Below are 26,890 nucleotides of genomic sequence, written 5' to 3' on the forward strand. Positions count from 1 at the left end.
TTATAGCTTAGATACTTTTATACGTTTTTTAGGTCTGCTCTGCTCATAAATAGTTATGTTTATTTTCTTATGAGTCATCTTTAGTTTTTTTTGTAAGCGTTTTACAAAAAGAAAAGAAAAAATGCACCGAATGGAATCGCTGCATTTATCTTGCTTCAATTAAACGCGTTCTACTTTACCAGATTTAAGCGCACGAGTAGAAACCCAAACTTTTTTCGGTTTACCATTTACGAGGATACGAACCTTTTGAAGATTAGCTTTCCAAGTACGTTTGCTTGAATTCATCGCATGCGAGCGACGGTTACCAGAACGAGATTTACGACCTGTAATTACGCATTCTTTTGCCATAACTTAACCCCTCCTTACCAGAAGTTCTCATAAGACGTTTATATCAAGACAGACAGAAAACATCTTTTGTTAATTTCATACACTAGAATAATTTATCATACCTAGATGTTTCTTGCAAGTGTTTGCGCGAAATTAGCGCTAAGTTTTTTTACTTGACAGCAGGAGGACTTGAAATTAATAAGGTGAAAAAACAGATACTTTCAATCACTCATGGATTATAGTAAAATAGATGCGAACGGATAAAAACGTAGAACGAAAGTGAAAGAATGTGTGAGGAGGAGTTAAAATGTCACTTGAAATAGAAACAAAACTCGGCAAAGTAGATATTACAGATGAAGTTATTGCAACAATTGCTGGTGGGGCGGCAGAAGAAAACTTTGGGATTGTCGGCATGGCAAGCAGACACCAAATTCGCGACGGCTTAACAGACATTTTAGGAAGAGAAAACTATACAAAAGGCGTCATCGTTAGAAAAGAAGAAGATAGCCTTCATATTGATATGTACATCATTGTTCGTTTTGGAACGAAAATTTCAGAAGTAGCCTATAACGTGCAAGATCGCGTCAAATATACTTTAGAAAAAACACTCGGTTTAATTGTTGATTCAGTTAATATTTATGTGCAGGGTGTTAAAGTGCTAAACGAGGACTAAGGAGGATTATTTAACTTGAATACTTATCAGTTAGATGGAGAAAAATGGGCAACAATGATTGCGATGGGAGCGGAAAATTTATCAAAAAATGCTGATTTTGTTGATTCTTTAAATGTTTTTCCTGTCCCAGACGGCGATACTGGAACCAATATGAATTTATCGATGACAAGTGGCGCAGTGGAAGTTTCGGCGAATGACAAAACTAATGCCGGAGCCGTCAGTGCTAATTTAGCGAAGGGACTCTTGATGGGCGCGCGAGGAAATTCTGGCGTTATTTTATCCCAACTTTTTAGAGGGTTTTCAAAAGCTGTTGAAAATAAAGAAACATTATCGCCAGAAGACTTTGCAAGAGGCTTCGCAAAAGGCGTTGAAACCGCATATAAAGCTGTTATGAAACCGGTCGAAGGAACGATTTTAACTGTCGCGCGCGAGGCGGCAAAAGCTGGCTTACAAGCTTCTTTGGAGGAAAAGGCTACGATTGAAGTGGTCTTGGCGGAAATTATTGCAAAAGGCAAAATTGCACTGGATAATACGCCAAATTTATTGCCAGTTTTAAAAGAAGTAGGCGTTGTAGATAGCGGCGGCCAAGGGCTTATGATTATTTATGAAGGATTCTACGGTGCGCTAACTGGAAAAATGGAGGTGCCAAATTATATGGCTTCCATGAATGAACTCGTCAATGCTGAACACCATAAACACGTGCAAGATTTCATGTCCACTGAGGATATTACTTACGGGTATTGCACGGAAATTATGGTGCGCATTAATGAAAATAAACCCGGACAAAAAGCATTCAATGAAGAGGAATTCCGCAATCATTTGAGTACGATGGGCGATTCGCTTTTAGTCGTTTCAGATGATGAAGTGGCAAAAGTTCATGTGCACACTGAGCATCCGGGCGATGTGTTTAATTACGGTCAAGAGTTCGGTAGCTTGATTAAAATGAAAGTGGAGAATATGCGCGAGCAGCATGATGCGATTGTCGGAAAAAATGAAGATGTGAAACCGAAAACGCCGTTTGGAATTGTGACGGTTTCAGCAGGTGACGGAATGAAAGCCCTTTTTGAAAGCCTTGGGGCAGCAAATGTACTTTCAGGCGGTCAAACGATGAACCCTAGCACAGAGGATATCGTGGCTGCAATTAAAGCGGCGAATGCTGAACAAGTTTTTGTTTTGCCAAACAATAAAAATATTTTAATGGCGGCGGATCAGGCGGCGGCATTGCTAGGCGAAGAGCATGTGCAAGTGATTCCTACGAAAACGATTCCGCAAGGTCTAGCAAGTATGCTCGCTTTCCAAGCTGATGCGGATTTCAGCACAAATGTTGGGCAGATGAAAGAGGCGATCCAAGATGTTGCCAGTGGCCAAGTGACGACAGCCGTTCGTGATACAAGCGTGTCAGGCGTGGACATTAAAAAGGGTGATTATATCGGCATGGTAGAAGGTGCGATTAAAATTAGTCAAGCTGGACTGGAAGATACGGCCGTTGAAACGCTTCGTTTAATGCTAGATGAAGATAGCGAAATTGTGACGCTTATTTTAGGCGAAGGTGTATCAGAAGAAGATGCAGCCAAAATTGAAACGCGCATCACAGAAGAGTTTAGCGATGTAGAATTTGAAATCCATGAAGGCGGACAGCCCGTTTACCCGTATATTTTTTCAGTAGAATAAAGAAAAGAGGTGCCTCGTGAAATTTAATAGTGTATTTGATGTCATTGGCCCAGTGATGATTGGCCCGTCAAGCTCCCACACAGCAGGCGCGAGCCGCATTGGCGCCATCGCAAGAAGCGTCTTTAGTGAACAGCCCGCCCAAGTTGAAATTCATCTTTATGGTTCGTTTGCTAAAACATATAAAGGACACGGCACAGATGTTGCGCTCATCGGCGGACTTCTCGGATTCTTGCCGGACGACCCGCGCATGAAAGAGTCGCCAAAACTCGCTGAAGAGTGGGGCATGCACATTCAATTCATTGAAGAAACAGAAGAAGCACCCCACCCTAACACCGTTAAACTTGTGTTGAAAAATGGGATGAAGCAGATGACGCTCGTAGGCGCCTCTATTGGCGGCGGAAAAGTAGAAATCATTCGCCTTAATGAGTTTGAACTGGAGTTTACGGGTACTGCGCCAGCACTGCTCGTGCTACATGAAGATAAATTCGGCATTATTGCCTCGGTTACGAAAATTATTGCGGATTATGAAGTCAATATTGGCGCAATGAAAGTGTCACGCAAAATAAAAGGCGATGACGCGCTCATGGTCATTGAAGTGGACCAACAAGTGGATGAATCACTTACGCTTGAAATCGCCAAACTAGACGGCATTTTCCAAGTGGCAAGTATCGTTTTGTAGGTCTTTTGGAAGGAGTTAGATAAGATGTTCCGGACAGTGAAAGAACTCGTGGACATAGCAAATCGGGAAGCGAAACCGATTTCTGAAATTATGATTGAGCGCGAAATGAACGTTTCCGGCTTAAGCCGTGCGGAAGTCACTTCGGCGATGGCAAAAAATCTTCAAGTGATGGAAGACGCCATTTTAGAAGGTGAAAAGGGCGTTCAATCCACTACAGGCTTAACTGGCGGTGACGCCGTCTTAATGAAAGAGTATATCCAAAAAGGACAGTTTTTATCCGGAGAAGTTCTTTTGGATTCTGTAGCAAAAGCGATTGCGACGAATGAGGTGAACGCGGCGATGGGAGTTATCTGCGCAACGCCCACAGCTGGCAGCGCAGGTGTTGTTCCAGGCGTTTTATTCGCGGTAAAGGAGCGCCTAAATTTAACGCACGACCAAATGGTGAACTTTTTGTTTACCGCTGGCGCATTCGGTTTCATCGTTGCCAACAATGCGTTTATAAGCGGCGCGGCAGGTGGCTGTCAAGCAGAAGTAGGTTCGGCAAGTGCGATGGCATCAGCGGCCGTAGTTGAAGCAGCAGGCGGTACGCCCGAGCAGTCCGCCCATGCGATGGCCATGACGATGAAGAACATGCTCGGCCTTGTTTGTGACCCAGTTGCTGGCCTTGTAGAAGTACCTTGCGTCAAACGCAATGCGCTAGGTTCCTCACAAGCGATTATTTCAGCCGATATGGCGCTTGCTGGAATTGAAAGCCGAATTCCGTGTGATGAAGTCATCGAAGCGATGCACCGCGTTGGTCTTCAAATGCCTAGCAGCTTAAGAGAAACAGCAGAAGGAGGATTGGCGGCAACCCCAACCGGTCGAATGATTCAAGCGAAAATCTTCGGCCTGTCGCCAGAAGGAATCGGTGAGTAAGCTTTCGCGCATTCCACTCACAGAACTAAAAGGCATTGGTGAAGAAACCGCGAAAACGTTTCGCGAACTCGGTATCCAAACGATATATGATTTGCTTTGGAACTTCCCGTATCGGTACGAAGACTATCGCATGCGGGATTTGTCCGTCGTAGAGAACGGAAGCCGCATCACCGTTTATGGCGAAGTTTTAACCGAACCAACCGTCGCTTTTTATGGTCGAAAAAAATCAAAGCTATCGTTTCGTTTATCGGCAGACGGTCAAATTTTAAAAGTCGACTTTTTTAACCAGCCCTATTTAAAAAGCAAGGTGGCGCTTGGAGATGCGGTCACAATTTCCGGTAAATGGGACAAAAATCGTGCGCAAATTACGGCTAGCAAATTTCAAAGCGGCCAAAAATCTACCGAAGAGAGTTTGGAGGGCGTCTACCGTCTAAAGGGCAATATGCGCAACAAGACCATTCAAAAACATTTGAAAAATGCGTTTGAGCTATTTGGGCAGGGCATTGAAGAAATCTTGCCGCAAGAATTGCTCGACAAGTACCAATTAATCGGTCGCTACGAGGCGGTTGCCAAACTCCATTTTCCAACAAACGATGACGACTTGAAGCAGGCGCGTCGCCGAATGGTGTACGAAGAGTTTCTACTTTTCCAATTGAAGATGCAGTATTTCCGTAAAATTGAGCGCGAGCGTTCTGGTGGCATTCAGATTGACTACAATGTCGAAGAATTGCGTGCATACATTGACGCGCTGCCATTTCCGCTGACCGACGCTCAAAAACGCGTTGTCAATGAGATTTGCGGGGATTTAAAATCGCATCTGCATATGAATCGCCTCCTGCAAGGGGACGTTGGTTCTGGAAAAACGGTAGTGGCAAGCATTGCGATGTTTGCGGCGGCAAAAAGCGGCTTTCAGAGCGCGCTCATGGTACCAACAGAAATTTTAGCCGAACAACATGCGGATTCGCTTGTCGAGTTGCTTCAGCCATTCGATATTACGGTCGGACTTTTGACTAGTAGTGTGAAAGGCAAAAAGCGCAAGGAACTCTTAGCTTTACTCGAAACGGGTGAAATTGATATTTTAGTCGGGACGCATGCGCTCATTCAAGACGAAGTGATTTATCATCGCCTAGGCCTTGTCATTACTGATGAACAGCACCGCTTTGGCGTGGATCAGCGGCGCATTCTCCGCGAAAAAGGCGAGTATCCAGATGTGCTCTTTATGACGGCAACCCCAATTCCGCGGACGCTAGCGATTACGGCTTTTGGCGAAATGGACGTTTCGATTATTGATGAACTGCCAGCAGGACGCAAAAATATTGAAACGTTTTGGGTCAAACATGACATGTTAGAACGCGTCATCGGCTTTATCGAAAAAGAAATCGAAAAAGGGCATCAAGCCTACGTCATTTGTCCGCTCATCGAGGAATCGGAAAAACTAGATGTGCAAAATGCAGTCGATTTTTATAATTTACTGCAAAATAAATGGCGCGGTCGTCATACGCCAGGACTCATGCACGGAAAGCTTCTGCCGGCCGACAAAGAGGCGCTCATGCGTGCTTTTTATGATAAAAAAATCGATTGCCTCGTGTCCACCACGGTTGTCGAAGTCGGCGTAAACGTGCCCAACGCGACAATGATGGTCATTTACGACGCAGATCGGTTTGGCTTGTCACAACTCCACCAATTGCGCGGACGGGTCGGCCGCGGTAGCAGTCAGTCGTATTGTATCCTGCTTGCCGATCCTAAAACCGAAGTCGGGAAAGAACGCATGACCATCATGACCGAAACGAACGACGGCTTCGTACTTAGCGAACGTGACTTAGAACTGCGCGGACCAGGCGACTTTTTTGGCAAGAAACAAAGCGGCATTCCGGAATTTAAAGTCGCAGACATGGTGCACGACTATCGCGTTTTAGAAGTAGCGCGCACAGATGCACTCGTTTTAATGACCGAAAAAAATATGCTCGAAAACCCGGAATACCAGAAACTAAACGAAATTTTAGACGAACTTGGCGTTTTTTCTGAGCAAAAGCTCGATTAGGTTTTATAGAAAAAACTTGCAAGTAAGGCGCTTTTTTTATAACATATTAGCGTACGAGTTTTTCAAAAGGTGGCAGAAGGAAAAATGTGCGTTCGTCTATTCAAAATTTAGTAGCAGGTATTAGTATCACAAAATAAAGGGATGTGTAGCCTGAATGAAAAAATATTCAAAGAAAGAGCGACAAACAAAGTTGCAAGACGTGTTAGCGTCCAACCCGTTTATTACGGATGAGGAACTTGCTACGGAATTTGATGTGAGTGTGCAAACTATCCGTCTTGACCGCGTGGCGCTCTCTATCCCAGAACTTCGCGAGCGCATCAAGCATGTTGCTAGCGAAAACTACTCAGATTCTGTGAAAAGTATCCCGCTTGAAGAAGTTATCGGCGAAATTATTGACATTAAACCAAGTAAAAGTGCCATTTCATTATTTGATGTAAGCTCGGAACACGTGTTTAAACGAAATCAAATTGCGCGTGGTCATCATTTGTTCGCGCAAGCCAATTCGCTCGCAACAGCGGTCATTCCAAATGACTTAGCGCTCACAACGCAAGCAACGGTTAGGTTTGTTCGCCAAGTGAAACAAGGTGAGCGAGTGATTGCGAAGGCAACTGTCAGGCCGCAAACAAACGAAAGATCCATCACAATTGTAGATGTGAAAAGCTATGTGGGTGATGAAATTATTTTAAAAGGAAAGTTTGAAATGTATCACGCCACTGAAAAAAATAAAAAGGACTGACGATAATGAAAATAGCAATCGATGCAATGGGCGGTGACAATGCACCAAAAGAAATTGTTCTTGGTGTTATGCAAGCAGTAGCCCAGTTTAAAGATCTTGAGTTTCTGCTTTTTGGTGATGAAAAACAAATTTTAGAATTTTTAACGGATAAAACGCGCGTAGAGATTATACATACAGATGAAAAAATTGAAAGTGATGATGAACCAGTGCGGGCGGTCAAACGTAAGAAGAATTCTTCGATGGTGCTTGCGGCACAAGCTGTGAAAGATGGTCAAGCGGATGCTTGCATTTCAGCTGGGAACACAGGCGCGCTCATGTCCACTGGGCTTTTCGTCATTGGACGAATCAAGGGAATCGACCGGCCAGCACTAGCCCCCACTTTACCTACAATAAGTGGGAAAGGGTTTGTGATGCTTGACCTTGGCGCGAACTCGGAGGCGAAGCCTGAGCATTTGTTGCAGTTTGGGCTGATGGGTTCGGTTTATGCGGAAAAAGTGCGGAAAATCGAACGACCGCGTATTGGGCTGTTAAACATTGGTACGGAAGAAACGAAAGGGAACGAGCTGACGAAAAAAGCGTTCGCCCTCATGAAAGAACAAACGGCGTACAACTTTATCGGCAACATTGAGTCACGTGATTTGCTCATGGACGTGGCGGATGTCGTTGTAACAGACGGCTTCACGGGCAACATGGTTTTAAAAAGCCTCGAAGGCACTGGTGCGGCTTTCTTCTCGATGCTAAAAATGAGTTTGATGAACGGATTTAAAAATAAACTCGCTGCGGGCGTACTTAAAAAGGACTTGCTCGAATTGAAAGCGAAAATGGATTATAGCGAATACGGCGGTGCGTGTTTATTCGGCGTTTCAGCACCAGTTATTAAGGCGCACGGCTCGTCTAATGCGCACGGGATTTTCACAACGATTCGCCAAGCGCGCGACATGGTACAAAAAGATATGGTTGGTACGATTAAAGCCGAAATTGATAAAGGGAAATTAGGAGGAAGCGAGTCATGAGTAAAATTGCATTTGTATTTCCGGGACAAGGGTCACAAAAAGTAGGTATGGGAATGGACGTTAGAGAGGCGTATCCTGAAGCAAAACACGTGTACGACGCGGCGGACGCAAAATTAGGGTTTTCGTTAACGGACATCATTCAAGAAGGACCTATCGAACGTTTAACAAAATCAGAAAATGCGCAACCTGCTTTAGTTTCAACAAGTGTTGCGATTTTACGTGCGCTTGAAACGTATGGTGTGAAAGCTGATTTTGTTGCTGGGCACAGCCTTGGCGAATATAGCGCACTAGTTGCGGCGGGCTTTTTAGATGAAGCGGATGCGGCATTTTTAGTACATGAACGTGGCAAATTGATGGAAGCGGCCGTTCCAAACGGAGCAGGTGCGATGGCGGCTGTACTTGGTCTTGATGCAGATGCAATTTCGGCTGAGCTTGCTGAAATTAGTGAGCCGGTTCAAATCGCCAACTATAATTGCCCTGGACAAATTGTTATTTCTGGTACGGCAGCGGGCATTGAAGAAGCGTCCACTCGTCTTAAAGAGCGCGGTGCGAAACGCGTCTTGCCACTTGCTGTAAGCGGGCCGTTTCATTCGGCGCTTATGAAACCAGCAGCCGAAAAATTCGGCGCAGTTCTTGATCAAGTGACATTTAAAACTGGCTTTATTCCCGTAGTAAATAATGTTGATGTGGCCTTTACGACAAATGAAGCGGATTTGCACGAAAAATTGGTTGCACAAATTTATTCGCCAGTTAAATGGGAGCAAACAATTGAAGCGCTTATCGAAAAAGGCGTGGATACGTTTGTAGAAATTGGTGCTGGAAAAGTGGTTTCTGGCTTAATCAAAAAAATCAATCGCGATGTGACGGTTCTTGCGGCAGGTGACGCGGCGAGCATTCAAGAAGTTGCGCAAGCACTAAAGGGGGATTTAGCATGACATTAAAAGGAAAAGTTGCGGTTGTAACAGGTGGCTCACGTGGCATTGGTCGCGAAATCGTTTTGGCGCTTGCAAAAGAAGGCGCAAATATTTTCTTCAACTACGGCGGCCGCGCTGATGCGGCTAAGGAAACACTTGATTTAGTGAGTGAATTCGGCGTGGAAGCGGAAGCGATGAAGGCTGATGTTTCGAGTGAAGAAGAAGTGCAAGCTTTCTTTAAAGAAGTCACGAATCGTTTCGGTCGTATTGACATTTTGGTCAACAACGCTGGTATTACACGCGATAATTTACTCATGCGTATGAAAGAAGACGAATGGGACGATGTCATCAACATCAACTTAAAAGGGACATTTCTTTGCACGAAGGCAGTTGCGCGGACGATGATGAAGCAGCGCGCTGGGAAAATCATCAACATGACTTCTGTCGTTGGGATTATCGGTAACGCTGGTCAAGCGAACTACGTGGCAAGTAAAGCGGGCATGATCGGTTTGACGAAAACGACTGCGCGTGAACTAGCGCCACGGGGTATTAACGTCAACGCTGTCGCACCTGGTTTTATCGAAACTGAAATGACCGACGAACTAGATGAAAACACAAAAGAGCTTATGCTTGCGCAAATTCCGCTCGGGGCGTATGGTAAAACGAAAGATATCGCAAATGCAGTGAAATTTTTGGCGAGTGATGAGTCTAGCTACATTACAGGTCAAGTGCTTTCTATCGACGGCGGCATGAGCATGTAAGGGATTTAATGACTTTGTCAGGAGTCTGATAAAATAATAGTTTACGCCACGCGTGAAATACTTTATAATACTTGGAGGGAGGTGAAGTAATAATGGCAGAAGTATTGGAAAAAGTTACAAAAATCATCGTTGACCGTTTAGGTGTCGAAGAATCCAAAGTAACTTTAGAAGCTTCCTTCAAAGATGATCTAGGTGCTGATTCCCTAGACGTTGTTGAACTTGTAATGGAACTTGAAGACGAATTTGGAGTTGAAATCTCTGATGACGACGCTGCTGAAATTGCTACAGTTGGTGACGCAGTGAAGTACATAGAGGCAAATGCATAATAATGTGACGAGATAAATGAGGGTGTCTTAGTCGCTTTGTTCAGGCCTCGGCGCGAGCAAAACGATTTTAGGCAGCCTCTTTTTCGACTGAGGTTCATTTTCTAAGCAGCTAAATTTAGGCTGTTTAGAAAATGAACTTGTGAATTTAACACCGAACAGCTAGACGAATGACAATTTGTCACGATGCTAGAAAGATTTGGAGAGGAGCAAGTTGATGAATAGATGGGAAGAATTACAAGAAAGTGTGGGGTTTGACTTCGCGAATGTGGCGCTTTTGCAAACCGCATTTACACACTCTTCTTATGTGAACGAACATAGACATGAAGAATTACAAGATAACGAACGACTTGAGTTTCTAGGCGATGCCGTGCTAGAACTTACTGTTTCTGATTATTTATTTAAAAAATACCCTGATATGGCAGAAGGACAAATGACGAAAATGCGCGCTGCAATCGTGTGTGAGCCGTCGCTCGTTGAATTTGCCGAGATGGTCCATTTTTCGAAATACATTCGCTTAGGAAAAGGAGAAGAAAAAGCGGGAGGCAGAACAAGACCAGCGCTCCTCGCTGACGTTTTTGAGTCCTTTATTGGCGCACTTTATTTGGATAACGGCATTCAGGCGGTCATTCGCTTTTTAGAACGGCTTGTCTTTCCGAAAATCGATACAGGCATTTATATGCAAACGGTTGATTTTAAAACGCAGTTGCAGGAAATTGTGCAGCGGGACCGCGACGTCCTTATTCAATATGATATTTTAGGCGAAACAGGGCCAGCTCATAACAAAGCGTTTGAAGCGCAAGTTGTTGTGAACGGGCAAGTCCTCGGGAAAGGGACGGGGAGAACAAAAAAACAGGCAGAGCAAAATGCGGCAGAGTATGCGATACGGCAAGTTTTGCGCGTAGACTAGGAAGGGGGATTCTTGCGTGCTTTTAAAACGACTTGAAATGAATGGCTTTAAATCATTTGCGGACAAAGTGGCGATTGATTTTGTACCGGGTATGACGGCGGTTGTCGGGCCAAACGGAAGTGGAAAAAGTAATATTACGGAAGCGATTCGCTGGGTTCTTGGTGAGCAATCTGCGAAGAGTCTTCGCGGCGGTCGAATGGGCGATGTTATTTTTGCGGGTAGCGATACCCGTAAGCCAATCAATTTTGCGGAAGTTTCCCTCGTTTTAGACAACAACGATCATTTTTTGCCGCTTGAGTATAGCGAAGTTTATGTGACGCGGCGGATTTACCGAAACGGCGATAGCGAATTTTTGATTAACAAACAAAGTTGTCGTTTAAAAGATATTGTCGACTTATTTATGGATTCTGGGCTTGGGCGCGAATCGATGTCGATTATTTCGCAAGGGAAAATCGATGAAATTTTAAATAGTAAGCCGGAAGAGCGTCGTTCAATTTTTGAAGAGGCAGCTGGTGTTTTGAAATATAAAAACCGCAAAAAACAAGCGGAAAATAAATTGTTTGAAACGGAAGAAAATTTAAATCGCGTGCAAGATATTTTATACGAATTAGATGGGCAGCTGGAACCACTTGAAATGCAAGCTTCCATTGCCAAGGATTATTTGTATCAAGTGGAGGAACTCGAAAAGTTTGAAGTCACGCTTTTAAGTTCGGAAATTGAGACGATTACGGAAACGCTTAGTTCGTGGCGCACAAATTTTCAGGAAAATCAGACGGCGCTTATTGCACTTCGAGAAGAAACAAGCGAACTAGAAACAAGCGCTTTTGAACGAAAAGATGCTTTGCGCAAAATGGAGGAAACGCTCGAAGTGAGTCGGGCGGAGCTGTTAACGAGCACGGAGCGGTTGGAGCAGCTTGAGGGCGAGCGGAATTTATTTTTAGAGCGTAAAAAGCACGGGAATGAAAATGAGCTGGCTCACGCGGAAACGCTCGAGCTTATTCAGAGTAAAATCGAGACGCTTGAGTTAGAGAAACAAGTGCTGCTTGACGCGCTGCTTGCGAAGGAAACGGCTTTTCGCGTTATGACGGAAGAAGAGGCCGCAATCACGAAAAAAATGGCGCAATACGCGGATGTTTCGGAAGAGGCGATTGAAAGCCGCAAGAGTGATTTATTTGAATTAAAATATGAACAGACAACGATTCGTAACGATTTAGGCTACATCGACCGCGAATTTGCGCAAATGGCGATACGGTTAGAAAAGCTCGAAAATGAAAATAAGAAGCATTTGACGGGGCGCACGGATTTAAATGCGGCAGAAGAAGAAACGACCAAAGCGCTTGATGAGCTGAAAGAGGCGTTAAATGAGCAACTCGAAATTTATCAGGAAGTGAAAGCGACCCTTTCGAAACAAAATGCTCGTTTTGAAACGAGCGAACGTGATCTGTACCGCCATTATGAAAAAGTGCAACAAATGAAGTCCCGTAAGGAAACGCTAGAGGAGCTCGCAGACGATTATGCTGGCTTTTATCAAGGCGTGCGTGAAGTTTTAAAAGCGAAACATGAACTTCCGGGAATTATTGGCGCATTAATTGAGCTTGTTGAAATCCCAGAAAAATACCAAAAGGCGCTTGAAATCGCGCTTTCCGCGAGTGCGCAAAATATTGTGACGGAAGATGATGCGGCGGCGCGTGCTGGAATTGGCTTTTTAAAGAAAACGCACGCTGGGCGCGCCACCTTTTTGCCGCTATCCACGATTCAGCCGCGCCATTTACCTGATGCGACGCGAAATATGATTAAAAATCAACCATCTTTCGTTGCGTTAGCGAGCGATGTGGTGAGTTATGACACGAAAATTGAACCGGTCATTTTAAATGCACTCGGAACGACAATTCTCGCGAAGGATTTAAAAGGCGCTGGGCAACTTGCAAAGCTCGTTAATTATCGCTACCGCGTCGTCACGCTTGATGGTGACGTCGTAAACGCTGGTGGTTCAATGACCGGTGGGGCGACGAAACAAGGGAAATCATCGATTATCACGCGCAAGAGTGAGCTTGAAACGCTCATGAAAACCATTGCCGAGCTCGAAACCGAAACACGCGAAAAAGAAACGGTTGTTAAAAATTTAAAGGAAAGTTTGCACAAAAAACAAGACGAGCTAGAAGAAACGCGTTTAGTTGGAGAAAACTTACGACTTCGCGAACAAGAACTTTTAGGCAAGCGAACGCGCGAACAAGAAGCGCTAGAACGCCTGAATCAGCAACTTTCCTTGTACGATTTAGAAACGCAAGAATCGGCAGATGAAGAAACGCGCTTAAAGGCGAAAAAAGCCGAATTAGAACAGAAAAATGCTACTATTGAAACAAAAATTACCGAAATGGACGCCGAAATCGCCACGATGATAGAGGCAAGTAAAGTTGCCGAAAGCAAACTGAAATCCGATGAGGAAACGCTCTCCAATTTGAAAGCGAAAATTGCGGTGCAGAAATCGGAGTTTGAGCAGGCCAAAACGGACGTGAGTCGTGTCGAGGAAACGCTTCATGAAAATTATTTGCAAAAAGAAGAACTCGAAAATAAATTGCTGACACTAAAAGATAATTTAACAAACGTCTTATCGAGCGAAACGGAAGCTAGTGAGCAAATCGAACGTACGAGGTCGCAAAAAGAAGCGGTAGCCAAGCAAATTGAAACGCTGAGCAGCGAAAAAGCGGAACTTCAGGCGGAAATTGCTGATTTGGAGGTGCGTATCGCGGAGAAGAATAATCAGGCGAGTTTTTATTTAGAGCAAAAAAATAAAGCTGAAATTCAAATTGGGAAAGCGGAAGTGGACGTCAGAAATCGCACGGAGCGCTTGCAAGAGGCTTACATGTTGACGCCAGAAGCGGCCAGAGAAAAGCGCATCGAAGCATTTGATATAGAAACGCTTAGAAGCAAAGTGCGGCTTTTGAAACGCTCGATTGATGAACTTGGTGTGGTGAATATTGGCGCGATTGAAGAATTTGACCGCATTAATGAGCGTCACACATTCTTGACAGGCCAGCAAGAAGACTTATTAAACGCGAAAGAAACACTGTTCCAAGTGATGGACGAAATGGACGAGGAAGTGAAAAAACGTTTTGGTGAAAGTTTTGAGGCGATTAAACATGAATTTGCCATTACATTTCCTGAACTTTTCGGCGGCGGTCGCGCGGAACTTGTGCTTCTTAACCCGGAAGATTTGCTAACAACGGGGATTGATATCGTGGCGCAACCTCCTGGCAAGAAGTTACAAAATTTATCGCTCCGCTCTGGGGGAGAACGTGCGCTAACGGCGATTGCCTTATTATTCGCGATTATTCGCGTTCGTCCAGTACCGTTTTGTATTCTGGACGAGGTGGAGGCGGCACTAGATGAGGCGAACGTGACGCGCTTTAGTCGCTATCTGAAAAATTTTGAAGCAGACACACAATTTATTGTTATCACACACCGCAAAGGAACGATGGAAGAAGCTGACGTCCTTTACGGCGTGACGATGCAAGAATCGGGTGTCTCGAAACTAGTTTCTGTTCGTCTAGAGGAAACCGCAGAATTAATCAAATAAAGGAGAACAATGCGATGACTTTTTTCAAAAAATTAAAAGAAAAAATGAGCGGTCAAAACGAGGAAACGACCGAGAAATATAAAGAAGGTTTAAGCAAAACGCGTAAAAGTTTTTCAGGAAGATTAAATGAAATCATGGCGCGCTACCGTAAAGTGGACGATGACTTTTTCGAAGACATTGAAGAAGTTTTAATTGGTGCTGACGTTGGTTTTGAAACGGTGATGGAGCTTGTTGATCAACTGAAACATGAGGTAAAACTGCGCAATATTAGCGATCCAAAAGAAGTGCAAGAGGTCATCGTTGAGAAGCTTGTTGCGATTTACGAAGGCGAGGAAGAGTTTGATGCACGTGTCAATGTGCAAAGTGACGGCTTAACGGTTATTTTATTTGTCGGGGTGAACGGTGTAGGGAAAACAACTACAATTGGCAAGCTGGCGCATAAATACAAAGAAGAAGGCAAAAAAGTCGTGCTTGCTGCGGGTGATACTTTTCGTGCTGGCGCGATTGACCAACTTGAAGTTTGGAGCGAACGCGCAGGCGTGGATATAATTAAACACGCTGAAGGCGGGGATCCAGCGGCAGTGATTTTTGATGCGGTACAATCTGCTAAGGCGAAAAATGCCGATATTTTACTTTGCGACACGGCAGGCCGACTTCAGAATAAGGTCAACCTAATGAATGAGCTCGAAAAAGTAAAGCGTGTCATCACGCGTGAAATTCCAAACGCGCCGCATGAAGTATTGCTCGTCTTAGATGCTACAACCGGACAAAATGCATTCGTGCAAGCCAAGCAATTTAAGGAAGCAACCGACGTATCTGGAATCGTGCTCACGAAACTTGACGGCACCGCGAAAGGTGGTATCGTCATTGCCATTCGAAATGAACTGGAGATTCCCGTTAAATTTGTCGGACTCGGCGAAGGCATTCACGACCTCAAGACTTTTGATGCAAACGAATATGTTTACGGACTTTTCGCCGATGTTATCGATGCAGAAAAATAAACGAAATGCGGCCTAATTCTGAGGTCGCATTTTTCGTCTGTTTAGTTGACATTCTTTGACTAAACACGTAATCTTAAAAGGGAGAAAGAGGTGTTTCGCTTGTTCGATAAAACGACTCGAATGAATTTACTATTTGATTTCTACCAAGGTTTACTCACCGAAAAACAAAAAGCGTATATTTCACTTTATTATTTAGATGATTTTTCTCTCGGTGAAATCGCTGAAGAGTTTGAAGTAAGTCGTCAAGCCGTTTACGACAATATCAAGCGAACTGAAGAAGGACTCGAAAACTACGAAAAAAAACTAGGCATGTTGGAAAAATACATTCGCCGTGAGGCACTTCTTAAAAAACTTTCCGAACAACTCGAAAAAGAACCTTTTTTTGATAAAAATATCGAACGAATGTTAACAGAATTGAAAGAAATCGATTAGGAGGAAAAAAGATGGCTTTTGAAGGATTAGCAGGCAGACTCCAAGAAACGATGAATAAAATCCGCGGAAAAGGAAAAGTTTCCGAACAAGATGTAAAAGAAATGATGCGCGAAGTCCGTTTAGCCTTACTTGAGGCAGACGTTAACTTTAAAGTGGTCAAAAACTTTATTAAAACAGTAAGTGAACGCTCAGTTGGTCAAGACGTAATGAAAAGCCTCACACCAGGCCAACAAGTCATTAAAATTGTCCAAGAAGAATTAACTAATTTAATGGGCGGTGAGGAAAGTAAAATCGCTGTGGCTGAGAAGTCGCCAACAGTTGTGATGATGGTCGGTCTTCAAGGTGCCGGTAAAACGACGACAACAGGGAAACTGGCAAATTTACTCCGCAAAAAACAAAATCGCAAACCGCTTTTAGTTGCAGCAGACATCTATCGTCCAGCGGCAATTAAACAGCTTGAAACACTAGGCAAGCAACTGAACATCCCCGTTTTCTCCCTAGGGGACCAAGTGAGCCCTGTCGAAATTGCGAAACAAGCTATTGAAAAAGCGAAAGAAGAACATTTAGACTACGTAATTATCGATACAGCCGGCCGCCTTCATATCGACGCCGAATTGATGGGCGAACTAAAAGACGTCAAAGAAGTAGCCAATCCTGCAGAAATTTTACTCGTTGTGGATTCCATGACGGGGCAAGATGCGGTCAATGTCGCTGAAAGCTTCAACGAGCAACTCGGCGTAACCGGCGTTGTCCTAACCAAACTAGACGGCGATACCCGCGGTGGTGCCGCGCTTTCGATTCGCGCCGTAACCGGCAAGCCAATCAAATTTGTCGGTATGGGTGAAAAAATGGAAGCCCTAGAAACCTTCCATCCGGACCGAATGGCTTCACGAATTTTAGGAATGGGTGACGTTCTTTCTCTTATTGAAAAAGCTCAAGTTGACGTGGATCAGGAAAAAATGCGTGAAATGGAGCGGAAAATGAAAGAAAACTCCATGACGCTTGATGATTTCCTTGAACAACTAGGACAAGTGAAGCAAATGGGCCCGCTTGATGAACTCCTGAAGATGCTACCCGGCGCTAACAAAATGAAAGGCCTAGATAACATGCAAGTGGATGATAAGCAACTTGGTCATATCGAAGCCATCATTAAATCCATGACAAAAATGGAAAAAGACAATCCAGATATCATTAACGCAAGTCGCAGAAAACGAATTGCAAGAGGAAGTGGCCGTCCAATTCAGGAAATAAACCGCCTCCTCAAACAGTTCAATGAAATGAAAAAAATGATGAAACAAATGTCCGGCGGCATGGGCGGAAAAGGTAAAAAAGGAAAAAATCCATTTGGTAATTTTAAAATGCCGTTTTAAAAATCTTAAAGCAAAAGAGCTTGGGACATAATCAGATTTTTCCCTCTATAAAAGGAAAAATAAAAAAGCATAAATCCAGTAATAATACCATCTTTTAAAATGGGTTTTACTGGGTTTATGCTTATTTTTTATTTATGTTCCAGATTCTTTGCTTGTAAAGCAGGATCGCCAATTCGATATTTGGGAATGTACCATTATTTAGTAAGTTTGTTGATTTGAGAGTACTAAAACAACTAGGCGCTGATGCAGACATGGGCAAAAGTTTTACAGTAGCTAAAATTCTGAGAGTACTAAAACAACGTCACCGAGGTCGAAGTCGAGGTTATTGTTTTACAGTAGCTAAAATTCTGAGAGTACTAAAACTATTTAATGGGTAAAAGACCAAATAAAAGAGTTTTACAGTAGCTAAAATTCTGAGAGTACTAAAACTCGTACTCATTATATTGTGATGAGGAATTTGTTTTACAGTAGCTAAAATTCTGAGAGTACTAAAACATAAAATCACATCTGATGATAGCGGAAGAAGTTTTACAGTAGCTAAAATTCTGAGAGTACTAAAACTCCCACACTTCTATATCTATCCAGCCCATAGGTTTTACAGTAGCTAAAATTCTGAGAGTACTAAAACTACCTGTGAGCGAATAGCCAACTGCTTTTTGTTTTACAGTAGCTAAAATTCTGAGAGTACTAAAACGCTACTGTGGTATACTGTCTAAATTCTCTCGTTTTACAGTAGCTAAAATTCTGAGAGTACTAAAACAAAATGAAAGAATTAAACAAAACGAAGCTGGTTTTACAGTAGCTAAAATTCTGAGAGTACTAAAACTACCGCCGAATTTTGAGGCGAGACCTTGATGTTTTACAGTAGCTAAAATTCTGAGAGTACTAAAACCAGGTGCCTCGGTTTCGAATAAACTTGGTTGTTTTACAGTAGCTAAAATTCTGAGAGTACTAAAACGGTTCTTACGCTCTAACTCAAAAGCCTTGGGGTTTTACAGTAGCTAAAATTCTGAGAGTACTAAAACTACGGCACCACCGCCAACAGTCACATCTAAGTTTTACAGTAGCTAAAATTCTGAGAGTACTAAAACCTGCATGGAAAATATTAGCAAATGAATCTGGTTTTACAGTAGCTAAAATTCTGAGAGTACTAAAACACGTTTCCTCATCAGGTAAAGAAGCTAAGGGTTTTACAGTAGCTAAAATTCTGAGAGTACTAAAACCTCAAATTCGTCAATTTAAGGTTCTATAAACTACTTTATTTTTATTATAACACAGAATATATTGGATTTTCTATTCGCTAAATTGTATAATTTGATTAGTACACAAGGTGAGAGGAGATCATCATATGAGAAAATTGGTTTTAGGCCTAGATATTGGTGTTGCTTCAGTAGGATGGGGAATTATAGACGCTACAAATGGGGAAGTAATAGATACTGGGGTAAGATTATTTAGTAGTCGGGACGCTTCAGCTAATGAAGATAGGAGAATTAACCGTCAATCTAGACGCTTAACTAGACGTAAAAAGCATCGAAGAGAAAGAATTAAACATTTACTTATGGAAAATGGTATAAGTACTTGTAATAAAGTGAATGAAAACCCTTACGAGTTAAGAGTGAAGGGGCTACATGAAGAACTAGAAGTATCAGAAATTTATACTGCACTAATGCACTTAGCTAAACGCCGAGGGATTTCTTATTTAGATGATGTAATTGAAGAAGGTGCAATCAAATCTGAGCATTTAAAGGAAAATATGAAAGAATTAGAAAGTGGAAAATTACCTTGCGAAATACAGTTGGAACGTTTTGAGAAATATGGTCAAGTTCGAGGGATTATAGAAATTGAAGATCATACAGATAATAGTAGTTTTCTTGTTAACATTTTCCCGACAAAAAGTTATATCGATGAGGCTAGAAAGATTTTATCTACGCAACAAGCTTTTCATAAACAAATAACGGATGATTTCATCAATAAATTTATAGAAATTATGACTTCTAAACGAGAATATTTCATTGGTCCTGGAAATGAAAATAGCAGAACTGATTATGGTGTTTATCGAACGAATGGAGAAACGTGGGATAATTTATTTGAAATACTTATTGGGAAATGCAGTGTTTTCCCTGAGGAAACTCGAGCTGCACGTTCGTCGTACGTAGCACAAGAATTTAATCTATTAAATGATTTAAATAATTTGAAGATTTCTGGTTTAGAATCGGGTAAATTATCAAAAGATCACAAACATGACATCATCAATAAGGTAAAGAATAGCAAAAAGATGGGTACAAAAGATTTATTAAAGTATATTGCATCAATTTGCGACTGCGAAATAGAGGACATACAAGGTTATGGAATTGATAAGAATAGGAAACCTAAAATGCATACTTTTGAAAATTATCGTAAAGTACATAATGCATTAATTGATGCGGAAGTGGATATGCGGCTTTCTGAGGATGATTATGATGAACTCATGAAGATTATGACACTCAATTCAGAAACACTTGAAATTAAAAAGCAATGCAATGAGAAGCTACCTAATATTAAAGCAGAATACTTAGAAGTTTGTTTGCAATTAAATAAAAAAGGTGCTTTTTCAGGTTGGCATTCACTATCTTTAAAGGCTATGAAAGCAATGATTCCAGAATTATATGAAACAAGTAAAAATCAAATGCAAATTATCCACACAATGCAGTTAAGCAAAGTGAAAATACATTCTTTGAAACAAGAAAAATATATTAATAGTGATGCAATTCTTAAAGAGATTTATAATCCAATTGCGGCTAGAAGTATTAGGCAAACAATTAAAGTCACGAATGCGATTTTAAAAAAACATGGTGAATTGGATAGTGTTATTATCGAAATGCCTAGAGAATATCAGACAAGTGAAGAAGAAAAAAAGATGATTGAAAAGTTCCAAAGAGAAAATGAAAAAGAGAAGAAAGCAGCTTTAATACGAGCAAGGGAAGAATATGCTTTTCCAGATGAAGCTTTTCGGAATCACAAAGAACTAGCAACAAAGCTGCGGTTATGGTATCAGCAAGATCAATTCTGTTTATATAGTGGTAAAAGGATATCGATTGTAGATTTAGTCCGTGAACATAACATGTTTGAGGTTGACCATATTATTCCTCAGTCGATTTCTTTAGACGATAGTTTGAATAATAAAGTACTTTGCTTTTCAGGGGAAAATCAAAGAAAAGGTCAGCAAACACCATTTTATTATTATAAAAGTAAGTCAGGAAATTGGACTTATGAGCAGTATAAACAATCTGTTGAAAAACTATTTCAAAATAAGAAAATCTCGAATAAAAAGAAAGAACTCCTATTATTTGAAGAAGATATTAATAAATGGGATGTTAGGAGAGGTTTTATTGCTCGTAATCTTGTGGATACACGTTATGCTTCAAGGGTAGTCTTAAATAGTTTCCAACAATATTTTAGTAATCGAGATATGAATACTAAAGTTAAGGTCGTACGAGGTAAGTTTACCTCCCAACTTAGAAAAAAATGGGGGATTTCTAAAAATCGAAATGAAAGCCATTCACATCATGCTGTTGATGCGCTAATTGTTGCAGCAACTGCTAATTTACGTCTTTGGAATAAAGCATCTACAGGAGTCTCAGACGAAGGGAAACTTTACGATAAAGAAACAGGTGAAATTTTACCATTTGAAAAGCTAACAATAGATGAATACAATAAAATGATGAATAAAGAGCCGTTTTTGAACTTTAAAACAAGTTTGCAAGGCATTGAAGAACGCGTTAAATACTCTTACAAAGTAAGTAAGAAAGCAAATCGTAAAATTAGTGATGCGACAATTTATTCGACTCGTGAATGGGAAGGTGCCGAATATGTTGTTGGCAAAATTAAAAACATTTATGATACGAAAACATATGTTGACCAATTTAAGAAACGTTACATTAAAAATAAGGAAAAATTTTTAATGTATCAACATGATCCACAAACATTTGCTATTCTTGAAGAAATTATGAACACATATCCTGATGCTGACAACCCGTTTTTAGCCTATAAAAAAGAACATGGATTGATTCGGAAATATTCTAAAAAGGGGGAGGGGGCACCAGTGACAAGCTTGAAATTTATTGATAATGCTTTGGGACAGAAAATAGATATAACTGATAAAAATAAAGCAGCGTTGCCGAAAAATAAAAAAGTTGTGTTGCAATCAATTACTCCTTATCGTGCAGATGTTTATTATGATGAAGTGAAAAATCAATTTTATTTAATCGGTGTTAAATATAGCTTGTTTTCATTTTCAAAGCAAGGATATTTGATTGATGGAAAGGCTTACCAAGAACTCTTGGAGAATGCGCAAATTCACGATGAAATGAAGTTCTGTTTCAGCTTATATCGTGAAGATATTATTGAATTTGGTGAAGATACTAGTAGCTTACAACGTTATCGTTTTTGGTCGAAAAGTGAAAGTGGTAAGAATCGTATAGAGGTAAAACCCATAGAGAAGGCCGAATATCCAAAGCAAACAATGCCAACTATTACCAAAAAAACAAGAGTTTTTAACAAATATCAAACGGATGTGCTTGGTAATTTATTTAAAGTTGAAAAAGAAAAAGATCCGCGAATAACATTGAGTAATATCGTGAAAATTAAATAAAGTTCTTGACTTTTTAGCGATAGGGAGATAAAATGAAAATGCAAGGACGCTTGCTACAGTAGCTAAAATTCTGAGAACCTACTGAAATAAGGCTTTATGCCGAAATCGCTCTCCCATTTTATGGGGGAGTTTTTTTGTTTTAAACAGCTAGAAGGAGGAAATATTTATGACTTGGCGTACTGTGTTGGTAAAAGATAGTGAGCATATAAAGTTAAAACTAGATAGCGTAGTTATTTTAAAAGAAGAATATGAATACGTAATACCTCTTAGTGATATTTCAATTATTGTTCTTGAAGGTCTACAGACAAATATAACAACAAGATTATTATCTGCTTTGGCAAGTTATAATATTAGTCTTATAGTTTGCGACCATACGTACACCCCTACAGGAATTTATCATAGCTACAACGGACATTCACGTGCTAGTAAGATGATTCAAGCCCAAATTTCTTGGGATGAAAAAATGAAAGGTGAATGCTGGCGACATATTATTAAACAAAAAATCTACGGACAATCTCAAGTGCTTTCTCTAGTAAAAACGGATGAAGAACCTATACAAAAACTAAAGAAATATATATCTGAAATCGAGCATTATGATAAATCAAATCGGGAAGGACATGCTGCTAAAATTTATTTTAATGCCCTATTCGGAAAGGATTTTACAAGGCAGGATGATGAACTACCAATTAATGCAGGGCTGAATTATGGTTATAGTATTTTTAGAGCTCAAATCGCTAGGCTCGTAGTTGCGTATGGTCTACAACCGATGTTAGGGATTTTTCATCGAAGTGAGTATAATCAGTTTAATCTGGTTGATGACTTAATCGAGCCTTTCCGACCATTTGTGGATGTTTGGGTATACGAGAACATGCGCAAAGAAAAATTCTTAACATTTGAAAATCGAGCAGCATTAATAAACCTTTTAAACATGCGCACAAAATATAAAAATGGTCACTATACACTGCTTGTTATTATGGAGAAATACATTCAAGATTTTATTAACTACATGGAAACAGGTGATTTAAGCAAAATTAATGTGATTGATATAAAAAGCTTCGAGGGGGCTTCTAAAAAGTGAGGTATGACGTAATGAGAGTTATTTGTTTTTTTGATTTACCAACTGAAACCGTAAAACAAAAAAGAATGTATCGTTATTTCCGAAAAACATTAATTAATAATGGTTTTGAAATGCTCCAGTATTCTGTGTATGTGAGAACATGTCCAAATCGGGTTTTTGCTAAAAAATATTATAAAAGAATTGCCGCCAAGTCGCCTAATGAAGGGCATATTCGATTATTAACAGTGACTGAGAAACAATTTGAAGATATGATTTTAATAGTAGGTGAGAAAGCTCAGCAGGAAGAAAAAATAGGCGCTAATCGGATGGTGATTTTATGAGTAAGTTTACTTTTTCAAATCCTAAGTTAAAACGGGTAGAAATGGAGTTTTCTCAACTCACACAAGTTATTGGTGATAACACGGAATTAAAGCAACAGCTTTGGCAAAACATGTCATGGTATTTAAGCAAGCATAAATATACAGAATCAGAATTAAGCATTTTAAATTACTCTGAACCTCAAATTTGGGAAGATGGTAATGACCTGTCTAGAAATAAGTTTCGGACAATCATAATTGAGTCTATCACTGATATTCATGGGTTGCTAAATGCAAATAAAGGAACACCAACTTTTGATGTGTTAAATCAGATGATGGCAAAGCTGGAAATATCAAAGTATATAGAAAAGATTAATCAAGAAATGTCTCAAATTGAGAAGCAATTAAATGCCAATGAAGAATTACAAAAATTGAACGAAGAACAGAAGTATAAATGGAAGGTTGTTGTGGAGGAATTTAATTCAAAATCACTGCTCCAGAAAAATGTATCATTCACACCAATGTATCAAGATGGAGCATATGCAACTGAATATATTGATGGGTACACAAAATACATGATTTTATTGGATTTGTTAGAAATAAATCTTGAAACTTCTAGTGAAACCATATTGCTAATGATTAAAAATATTGATGATACGTTACGTTATAATGAATTCGAGGAAGTCATGGATCTCATAAAACAACTTACACTAAAATATTCTAATTTTTACTGCATGGTATTTCCAAGTCAAATCGGATACGTTTATGTTAGCGAAGAATACATTGATAGTATATTAGTTATGGGTGAAGAAGCACACTCATTATTTGATAGCGTTACTTTATATGAACGTGTCTGTTCTCATTATCCGGATAAAATTATGCCAACTTATCATGAATTTTTATCATGTTTAAAAATTGTTGCGCCATATTTATTTACGAGCAAAAAACAAAGTATTCGAATGAATGTTAAAGAGTTAGTTTTAATTAAATTAATCAACGAATTATTCCAATACTTTGAGTTTACTCCAGCTCCGGCAATGCTTCATAGTCAACTAGAGTATAATTTTTTGTATGAAAGCTAATAAGTTTTATGATAAGATAGAAAATATCAGTAGTTTTTAAAACCTTAATTTGAGGTTTTAGTACTCTCAGAATTTTAGCTACTGTAAAACTTGGAACTATCGATGTAATTAAATTAATGCGTTTTAGTACTCTCAGAATTTTAGCTACTGTAAAACTCATGAACAGACGGGAACATATAAGGTAGCGTTTTAGTACTCTCAGAATTTTAGCTACTGTAAAACGCAACCTCTTTCGGGCAAACCGGCCAGCTCGTTTTAGTACTCTCAGAATTTTAGCTACTGTAAAACTCTAAAGTTGTTTCCCACCCGTAAAATTTAGTTTTAGTACTCTCAGAATTTTAGCTACTGTAAAACGTGATGGAGTATATATTCGCTTTAAAAGTAGTTTTAGTACTCTCAGAATTTTAGCTACTGTAAAACGATTCAGGGGAAAGCTCGGCAACGGAATCGGTTTTAGTACTCTCAGAATTTTAGCTACTGTAAAACTCGACATCATAAGAACAGATTTGTTATCTAGTTTTAGTACTCTCAGAATTTTAGCTACTGTAAAACGTACGGCGCTGGGTACACCTCTGGGTACGGGTTTTAGTACTCTCAGAATTTTAGCTACTGTAAAACAGGCTGCTGTCTTTGCGTCTTGTTTGGTCAGTTTTAGTACTCTCAGAATTTTAGCTACTGTAAAACGCGCACCTCTTAAATTTGCATAACTTAAATGTTTTAGTACTCTCAGAATTTTAGCTACTGTAAAACGCGCACCTCTTAAATTTGCATAACTTAAATGTTTTAGTACTCTCAGAATTTTAGCTACTGTAAAACATTAGGATTTTCGTACTACGTCACTGGAGTGTTTTAGTACTCTCAGAATTTTAGCTCTAAAGCTGATACATTTTTTGTTCGCTTGCTATGAAACTTAATATGTGAATTATTTCACGAATGAAGAAACTTGTTTTTTTGAAAAAAATTAACTGATTTGAAGTAGGTGTGCAATCTACTTCTTTTTAGTTGTATCCAAGTTACTATGAGCTAAAGGGACTAAAGACTATCGAATGTATTTAAAATCCTGATTTTATCCAACTTTTTATTCAATAAGAACCAAAAGAACTATTTTTATCAGAAAGCTACTTTTTACTTTATTTTTTCCACATTACTCATTATATTATAGATAATCAACTAGAGAATCTGGTAGTCAGGCGAAGGAGGGGTGCATAATTCTGAAAAATTAATATCGTGTTTTTAGGCAAAGAAATTGTTCGGTCTTTGTAGATGTTAAGGGAAGCATACGCAAATTTTTATGAACAGTTGTGATAAACATAGGGGGCCCTTTCATGGATTTTCAATACTCGCCGAAGGGATACGGCGATAGGGGGAAAAATGATGGGAAGAAATAAAGTCAACTATAAGAAAAGATTGAATGATGAGCGAGCGAGAAAAGCAAAGTTAATAGCGGCACTGGTTACAACCACAACAATGATGGTTTCTCCAGTTTCGCTTAATTTGGATGGGCTAAATTCTACCATTCAATTAGGGGGGATAAAAGCCGATGCAGCGACTGTTGATTTATTGGGGAACGCAGAACTAAATCCAGTTTATGCAAATGGTAAATTGACACTCACTTTATCAGGGACACAACTAGCATCGATAGGCCTAGTAGATACTTATTATACGTATTTTCAACTCCCTGATGAATTAAGTAGTTTATTGACTAACCCAGCTATTCGAGCAAATACAACATTATCTTATAGTATTCCACTTCTTCAAGTGGGACCAATTGGAATTCCGCCACATACTGGAACGGTAACGGGAAATGATTTATTACTTGATACTACGCACAACGCAATAGGGGCGCAAATTGATCATGGATTGGCTTCTGTTGGTGTAGCAGCAACTAATACATTTGTTTTAACAATTGATTTAGCAGCTTTAGGAATAATGGCACTCCCAGCTTCACCTGATGGTACATTAGAATTCGCAGCGATTAGTGGGGATAACTTTTTAGATGTAGACTTATTCACAACTGGAGCAGCGAGTGGAACATTGGTTACGGATGTAGGTGACGCCGATGCTGATGCTGATGCTGACGCCGATGCTGATGCCGACGCTGATGCCGATGCCGACGCTGATGCCGACGCTGATGCCGACGCTGATGCCGATGCTGATGCTGACGCTGATGCCGACGCTGATGCTGATGCTGACGCTGATGCTGATGCCGATGCTGATGCCGATGCTGATGCTGATGCCGATGCCGATGCCGACGCTGATGCCGATGCTGATGCCGATGCTGATGCCGATGCTGATGCCGATGCTGATGCCGATGCTGATGCCGATGCTGATGCCGATGCTGATGCCGATGCTGATGCCGATGCTGATGCTGATGCTGACGCTGATGCCGATGCTGATGCCGACGCTGATGCCGATGCCGTTTACCACTCTCCCACCCCGCGCGACCCCTCAGCACCTCCTT

General features: G+C 40.7%; 21 protein-coding genes and 2 CRISPR repeat arrays. Of the genes, 20 read left to right on the plus strand and 1 reads right to left on the minus strand.

Going from position 1 to position 26,890, the window contains the following annotated elements; genetic code table 11:
• Nucleotides 1-159: 159 nt before the first annotated feature.
• The gene (gene rpmB / locus CFT42_RS12520; RefSeq protein WP_036096174.1) at nucleotides 160-348 is read right to left on the minus strand and encodes a 50S ribosomal protein L28; all 189 of its coding nucleotides are present in this window, start codon (nucleotides 346-348) and stop codon (nucleotides 160-162) included.
• A gap of 286 nt (nucleotides 349-634) precedes the next feature.
• Between rpmB and CFT42_RS12525 the strand changes: the two genes are divergently transcribed.
• From CFT42_RS12525 to CFT42_RS14855, 20 genes are all read left to right on the plus strand, one after another.
• Entirely contained in the window at nucleotides 635-1,000 is a 366-nt protein-coding gene (locus tag CFT42_RS12525; RefSeq protein ID WP_088809513.1) for an Asp23/Gls24 family envelope stress response protein, read from the plus strand.
• 15 nt (nucleotides 1,001-1,015) lie between these two features.
• Complete coding sequence (locus tag CFT42_RS12530) at nucleotides 1,016-2,671, plus strand: DAK2 domain-containing protein (protein ID WP_088809514.1); 1,656 nt, start codon at nucleotides 1,016-1,018, stop codon at nucleotides 2,669-2,671.
• 16 nt (nucleotides 2,672-2,687) lie between these two features.
• Complete coding sequence (gene sdaAB / locus CFT42_RS12535) at nucleotides 2,688-3,350, plus strand: L-serine ammonia-lyase, iron-sulfur-dependent subunit beta (RefSeq protein ID WP_088809515.1); 663 nt, start codon at nucleotides 2,688-2,690, stop codon at nucleotides 3,348-3,350.
• Between the two features lie 24 nt (nucleotides 3,351-3,374).
• Nucleotides 3,375-4,265 (plus strand): L-serine ammonia-lyase, iron-sulfur-dependent, subunit alpha, encoded by an 891-nt coding sequence (gene sdaAA, locus CFT42_RS12540; protein WP_088816268.1) that lies wholly within the window; start codon nucleotides 3,375-3,377, stop codon nucleotides 4,263-4,265.
• Complete coding sequence (recG, locus tag CFT42_RS12545; protein WP_088816269.1) at nucleotides 4,258-6,306, plus strand: ATP-dependent DNA helicase RecG; 2,049 nt, start codon at nucleotides 4,258-4,260, stop codon at nucleotides 6,304-6,306. The genes sdaAA and recG overlap by 8 nt, the downstream gene beginning before the upstream one ends.
• Nucleotides 6,307-6,460: 154 nt before the next feature.
• Nucleotides 6,461-7,042 carry a transcription factor FapR gene (gene fapR / locus CFT42_RS12550; RefSeq protein ID WP_088809518.1) on the plus strand — a complete coding sequence of 194 codons (582 nt, stop codon included), beginning with the start codon at nucleotides 6,461-6,463 and terminating at the stop codon, nucleotides 7,040-7,042.
• A 5-nt stretch (nucleotides 7,043-7,047) separates the two neighbouring features.
• Complete coding sequence (gene plsX / locus CFT42_RS12555; RefSeq protein ID WP_088809519.1) at nucleotides 7,048-8,055, plus strand: phosphate acyltransferase PlsX; 1,008 nt, start codon at nucleotides 7,048-7,050, stop codon at nucleotides 8,053-8,055.
• Nucleotides 8,052-8,990: an ACP S-malonyltransferase gene (gene fabD, locus CFT42_RS12560; RefSeq protein WP_088809520.1), complete on the plus strand. Its 939-nt coding sequence runs from the start codon at nucleotides 8,052-8,054 to the stop codon at nucleotides 8,988-8,990. The genes plsX and fabD overlap by 4 nt, the downstream gene beginning before the upstream one ends.
• Nucleotides 8,987-9,730, plus strand: coding sequence for a 3-oxoacyl-[acyl-carrier-protein] reductase (gene fabG, locus CFT42_RS12565; RefSeq protein ID WP_088809521.1), 744 nt, complete (start codon nucleotides 8,987-8,989; stop codon nucleotides 9,728-9,730). The genes fabD and fabG overlap by 4 nt, the downstream gene beginning before the upstream one ends.
• Nucleotides 9,731-9,822: 92 nt before the next feature.
• On the plus strand, nucleotides 9,823-10,056 hold the full coding sequence (locus CFT42_RS12570) for an acyl carrier protein (RefSeq protein WP_007476458.1): 234 nt from the start codon (nucleotides 9,823-9,825) through the stop codon (nucleotides 10,054-10,056).
• A 214-nt stretch (nucleotides 10,057-10,270) separates the two neighbouring features.
• Nucleotides 10,271-10,963, plus strand: a complete 693-nt coding sequence (gene rnc / locus CFT42_RS12575) for a ribonuclease III (RefSeq protein WP_088809522.1) — start codon at nucleotides 10,271-10,273, stop codon at nucleotides 10,961-10,963.
• 16 nt (nucleotides 10,964-10,979) lie between these two features.
• The gene (gene smc / locus CFT42_RS12580) at nucleotides 10,980-14,540 is read left to right on the plus strand and encodes a chromosome segregation protein SMC (protein ID WP_088816270.1); all 3,561 of its coding nucleotides are present in this window, start codon (nucleotides 10,980-10,982) and stop codon (nucleotides 14,538-14,540) included.
• Between the two features lie 14 nt (nucleotides 14,541-14,554).
• Nucleotides 14,555-15,541 carry a signal recognition particle-docking protein FtsY gene (ftsY, locus tag CFT42_RS12585; RefSeq protein WP_208611162.1) on the plus strand — a complete coding sequence of 329 codons (987 nt, stop codon included), beginning with the start codon at nucleotides 14,555-14,557 and terminating at the stop codon, nucleotides 15,539-15,541.
• A gap of 99 nt (nucleotides 15,542-15,640) precedes the next feature.
• Nucleotides 15,641-15,973 carry a putative DNA-binding protein gene (locus CFT42_RS12590; protein WP_088809525.1) on the plus strand — a complete coding sequence of 111 codons (333 nt, stop codon included), beginning with the start codon at nucleotides 15,641-15,643 and terminating at the stop codon, nucleotides 15,971-15,973.
• A gap of 11 nt (nucleotides 15,974-15,984) precedes the next feature.
• Nucleotides 15,985-17,343 carry a signal recognition particle protein gene (gene ffh, locus CFT42_RS12595; RefSeq protein ID WP_088809526.1) on the plus strand — a complete coding sequence of 453 codons (1,359 nt, stop codon included), beginning with the start codon at nucleotides 15,985-15,987 and terminating at the stop codon, nucleotides 17,341-17,343.
• A gap of 261 nt (nucleotides 17,344-17,604) precedes the next feature.
• Nucleotides 17,605-18,566: direct repeats of the CRISPR family, unit length 36 nt; unit sequence GTTTTACAGTAGCTAAAATTCTGAGAGTACTAAAAC.
• A gap of 125 nt (nucleotides 18,567-18,691) precedes the next feature.
• Nucleotides 18,692-21,973 carry a type II CRISPR RNA-guided endonuclease Cas9 gene (gene cas9 / locus CFT42_RS12600; protein ID WP_088816271.1) on the plus strand — a complete coding sequence of 1,094 codons (3,282 nt, stop codon included), beginning with the start codon at nucleotides 18,692-18,694 and terminating at the stop codon, nucleotides 21,971-21,973.
• Between the two features lie 166 nt (nucleotides 21,974-22,139).
• Nucleotides 22,140-23,051: a type II CRISPR-associated endonuclease Cas1 gene (gene cas1 / locus CFT42_RS12605; protein ID WP_088816272.1), complete on the plus strand. Its 912-nt coding sequence runs from the start codon at nucleotides 22,140-22,142 to the stop codon at nucleotides 23,049-23,051.
• Nucleotides 23,048-23,371 (plus strand): CRISPR-associated endonuclease Cas2, encoded by a 324-nt coding sequence (gene cas2 / locus CFT42_RS12610; protein ID WP_088816273.1) that lies wholly within the window; start codon nucleotides 23,048-23,050, stop codon nucleotides 23,369-23,371. The genes cas1 and cas2 overlap by 4 nt, the downstream gene beginning before the upstream one ends.
• Nucleotides 23,368-24,429, plus strand: a complete 1,062-nt coding sequence (gene csn2-St, locus CFT42_RS12615; protein WP_088816274.1) for a CRISPR-associated protein Csn2-St — start codon at nucleotides 23,368-23,370, stop codon at nucleotides 24,427-24,429. Before cas2 ends, csn2-St begins: the two co-directional genes overlap by 4 nt.
• A gap of 54 nt (nucleotides 24,430-24,483) precedes the next feature.
• A CRISPR array of direct repeats spans nucleotides 24,484-25,245; the repeat unit is 36 nt; unit sequence GTTTTAGTACTCTCAGAATTTTAGCTACTGTAAAAC.
• 555 nt (nucleotides 25,246-25,800) lie between these two features.
• The coding region (locus CFT42_RS14855) for an Lmo1799 family Asp-Ala repeat surface protein (protein WP_425268598.1) at nucleotides 25,801-26,890 on the plus strand (1,090 nt) is incomplete at its 3' end.

The organism is Listeria goaensis, assembly GCF_900186125.1.
GTDB classification, from domain to species: Bacteria; Bacillota; Bacilli; order Lactobacillales; family Listeriaceae; genus Listeria; species Listeria goaensis.

Coding starts and splice junctions, on each gene's coding strand:
- rpmB (WP_036096174.1), bottom strand. CDS start 348: ATGGCAAAAGAATGCGTAATTACAGGTCGTAAATCTCGTTCTGGTAAC.
- CFT42_RS12525 (WP_088809513.1), top strand. CDS start 635: ATGTCACTTGAAATAGAAACAAAACTCGGCAAAGTAGATATTACAGAT.
- sdaAA (WP_088816268.1), top strand. CDS start 3,375: ATGTTCCGGACAGTGAAAGAACTCGTGGACATAGCAAATCGGGAAGCG.
- fapR (WP_088809518.1), top strand. CDS start 6,461: ATGAAAAAATATTCAAAGAAAGAGCGACAAACAAAGTTGCAAGACGTG.
- plsX (WP_088809519.1), top strand. CDS start 7,048: ATGAAAATAGCAATCGATGCAATGGGCGGTGACAATGCACCAAAAGAA.
- fabD (WP_088809520.1), top strand. CDS start 8,052: ATGAGTAAAATTGCATTTGTATTTCCGGGACAAGGGTCACAAAAAGTA.
- fabG (WP_088809521.1), top strand. CDS start 8,987: ATGACATTAAAAGGAAAAGTTGCGGTTGTAACAGGTGGCTCACGTGGC.
- CFT42_RS12570 (WP_007476458.1), top strand. CDS start 9,823: ATGGCAGAAGTATTGGAAAAAGTTACAAAAATCATCGTTGACCGTTTA.
- rnc (WP_088809522.1), top strand. CDS start 10,271: ATGAATAGATGGGAAGAATTACAAGAAAGTGTGGGGTTTGACTTCGCG.
- ftsY (WP_208611162.1), top strand. CDS start 14,555: ATGACTTTTTTCAAAAAATTAAAAGAAAAAATGAGCGGTCAAAACGAG.
- ffh (WP_088809526.1), top strand. CDS start 15,985: ATGGCTTTTGAAGGATTAGCAGGCAGACTCCAAGAAACGATGAATAAA.
- cas9 (WP_088816271.1), top strand. CDS start 18,692: ATGAGAAAATTGGTTTTAGGCCTAGATATTGGTGTTGCTTCAGTAGGA.
- cas1 (WP_088816272.1), top strand. CDS start 22,140: ATGACTTGGCGTACTGTGTTGGTAAAAGATAGTGAGCATATAAAGTTA.
- csn2-St (WP_088816274.1), top strand. CDS start 23,368: ATGAGTAAGTTTACTTTTTCAAATCCTAAGTTAAAACGGGTAGAAATG.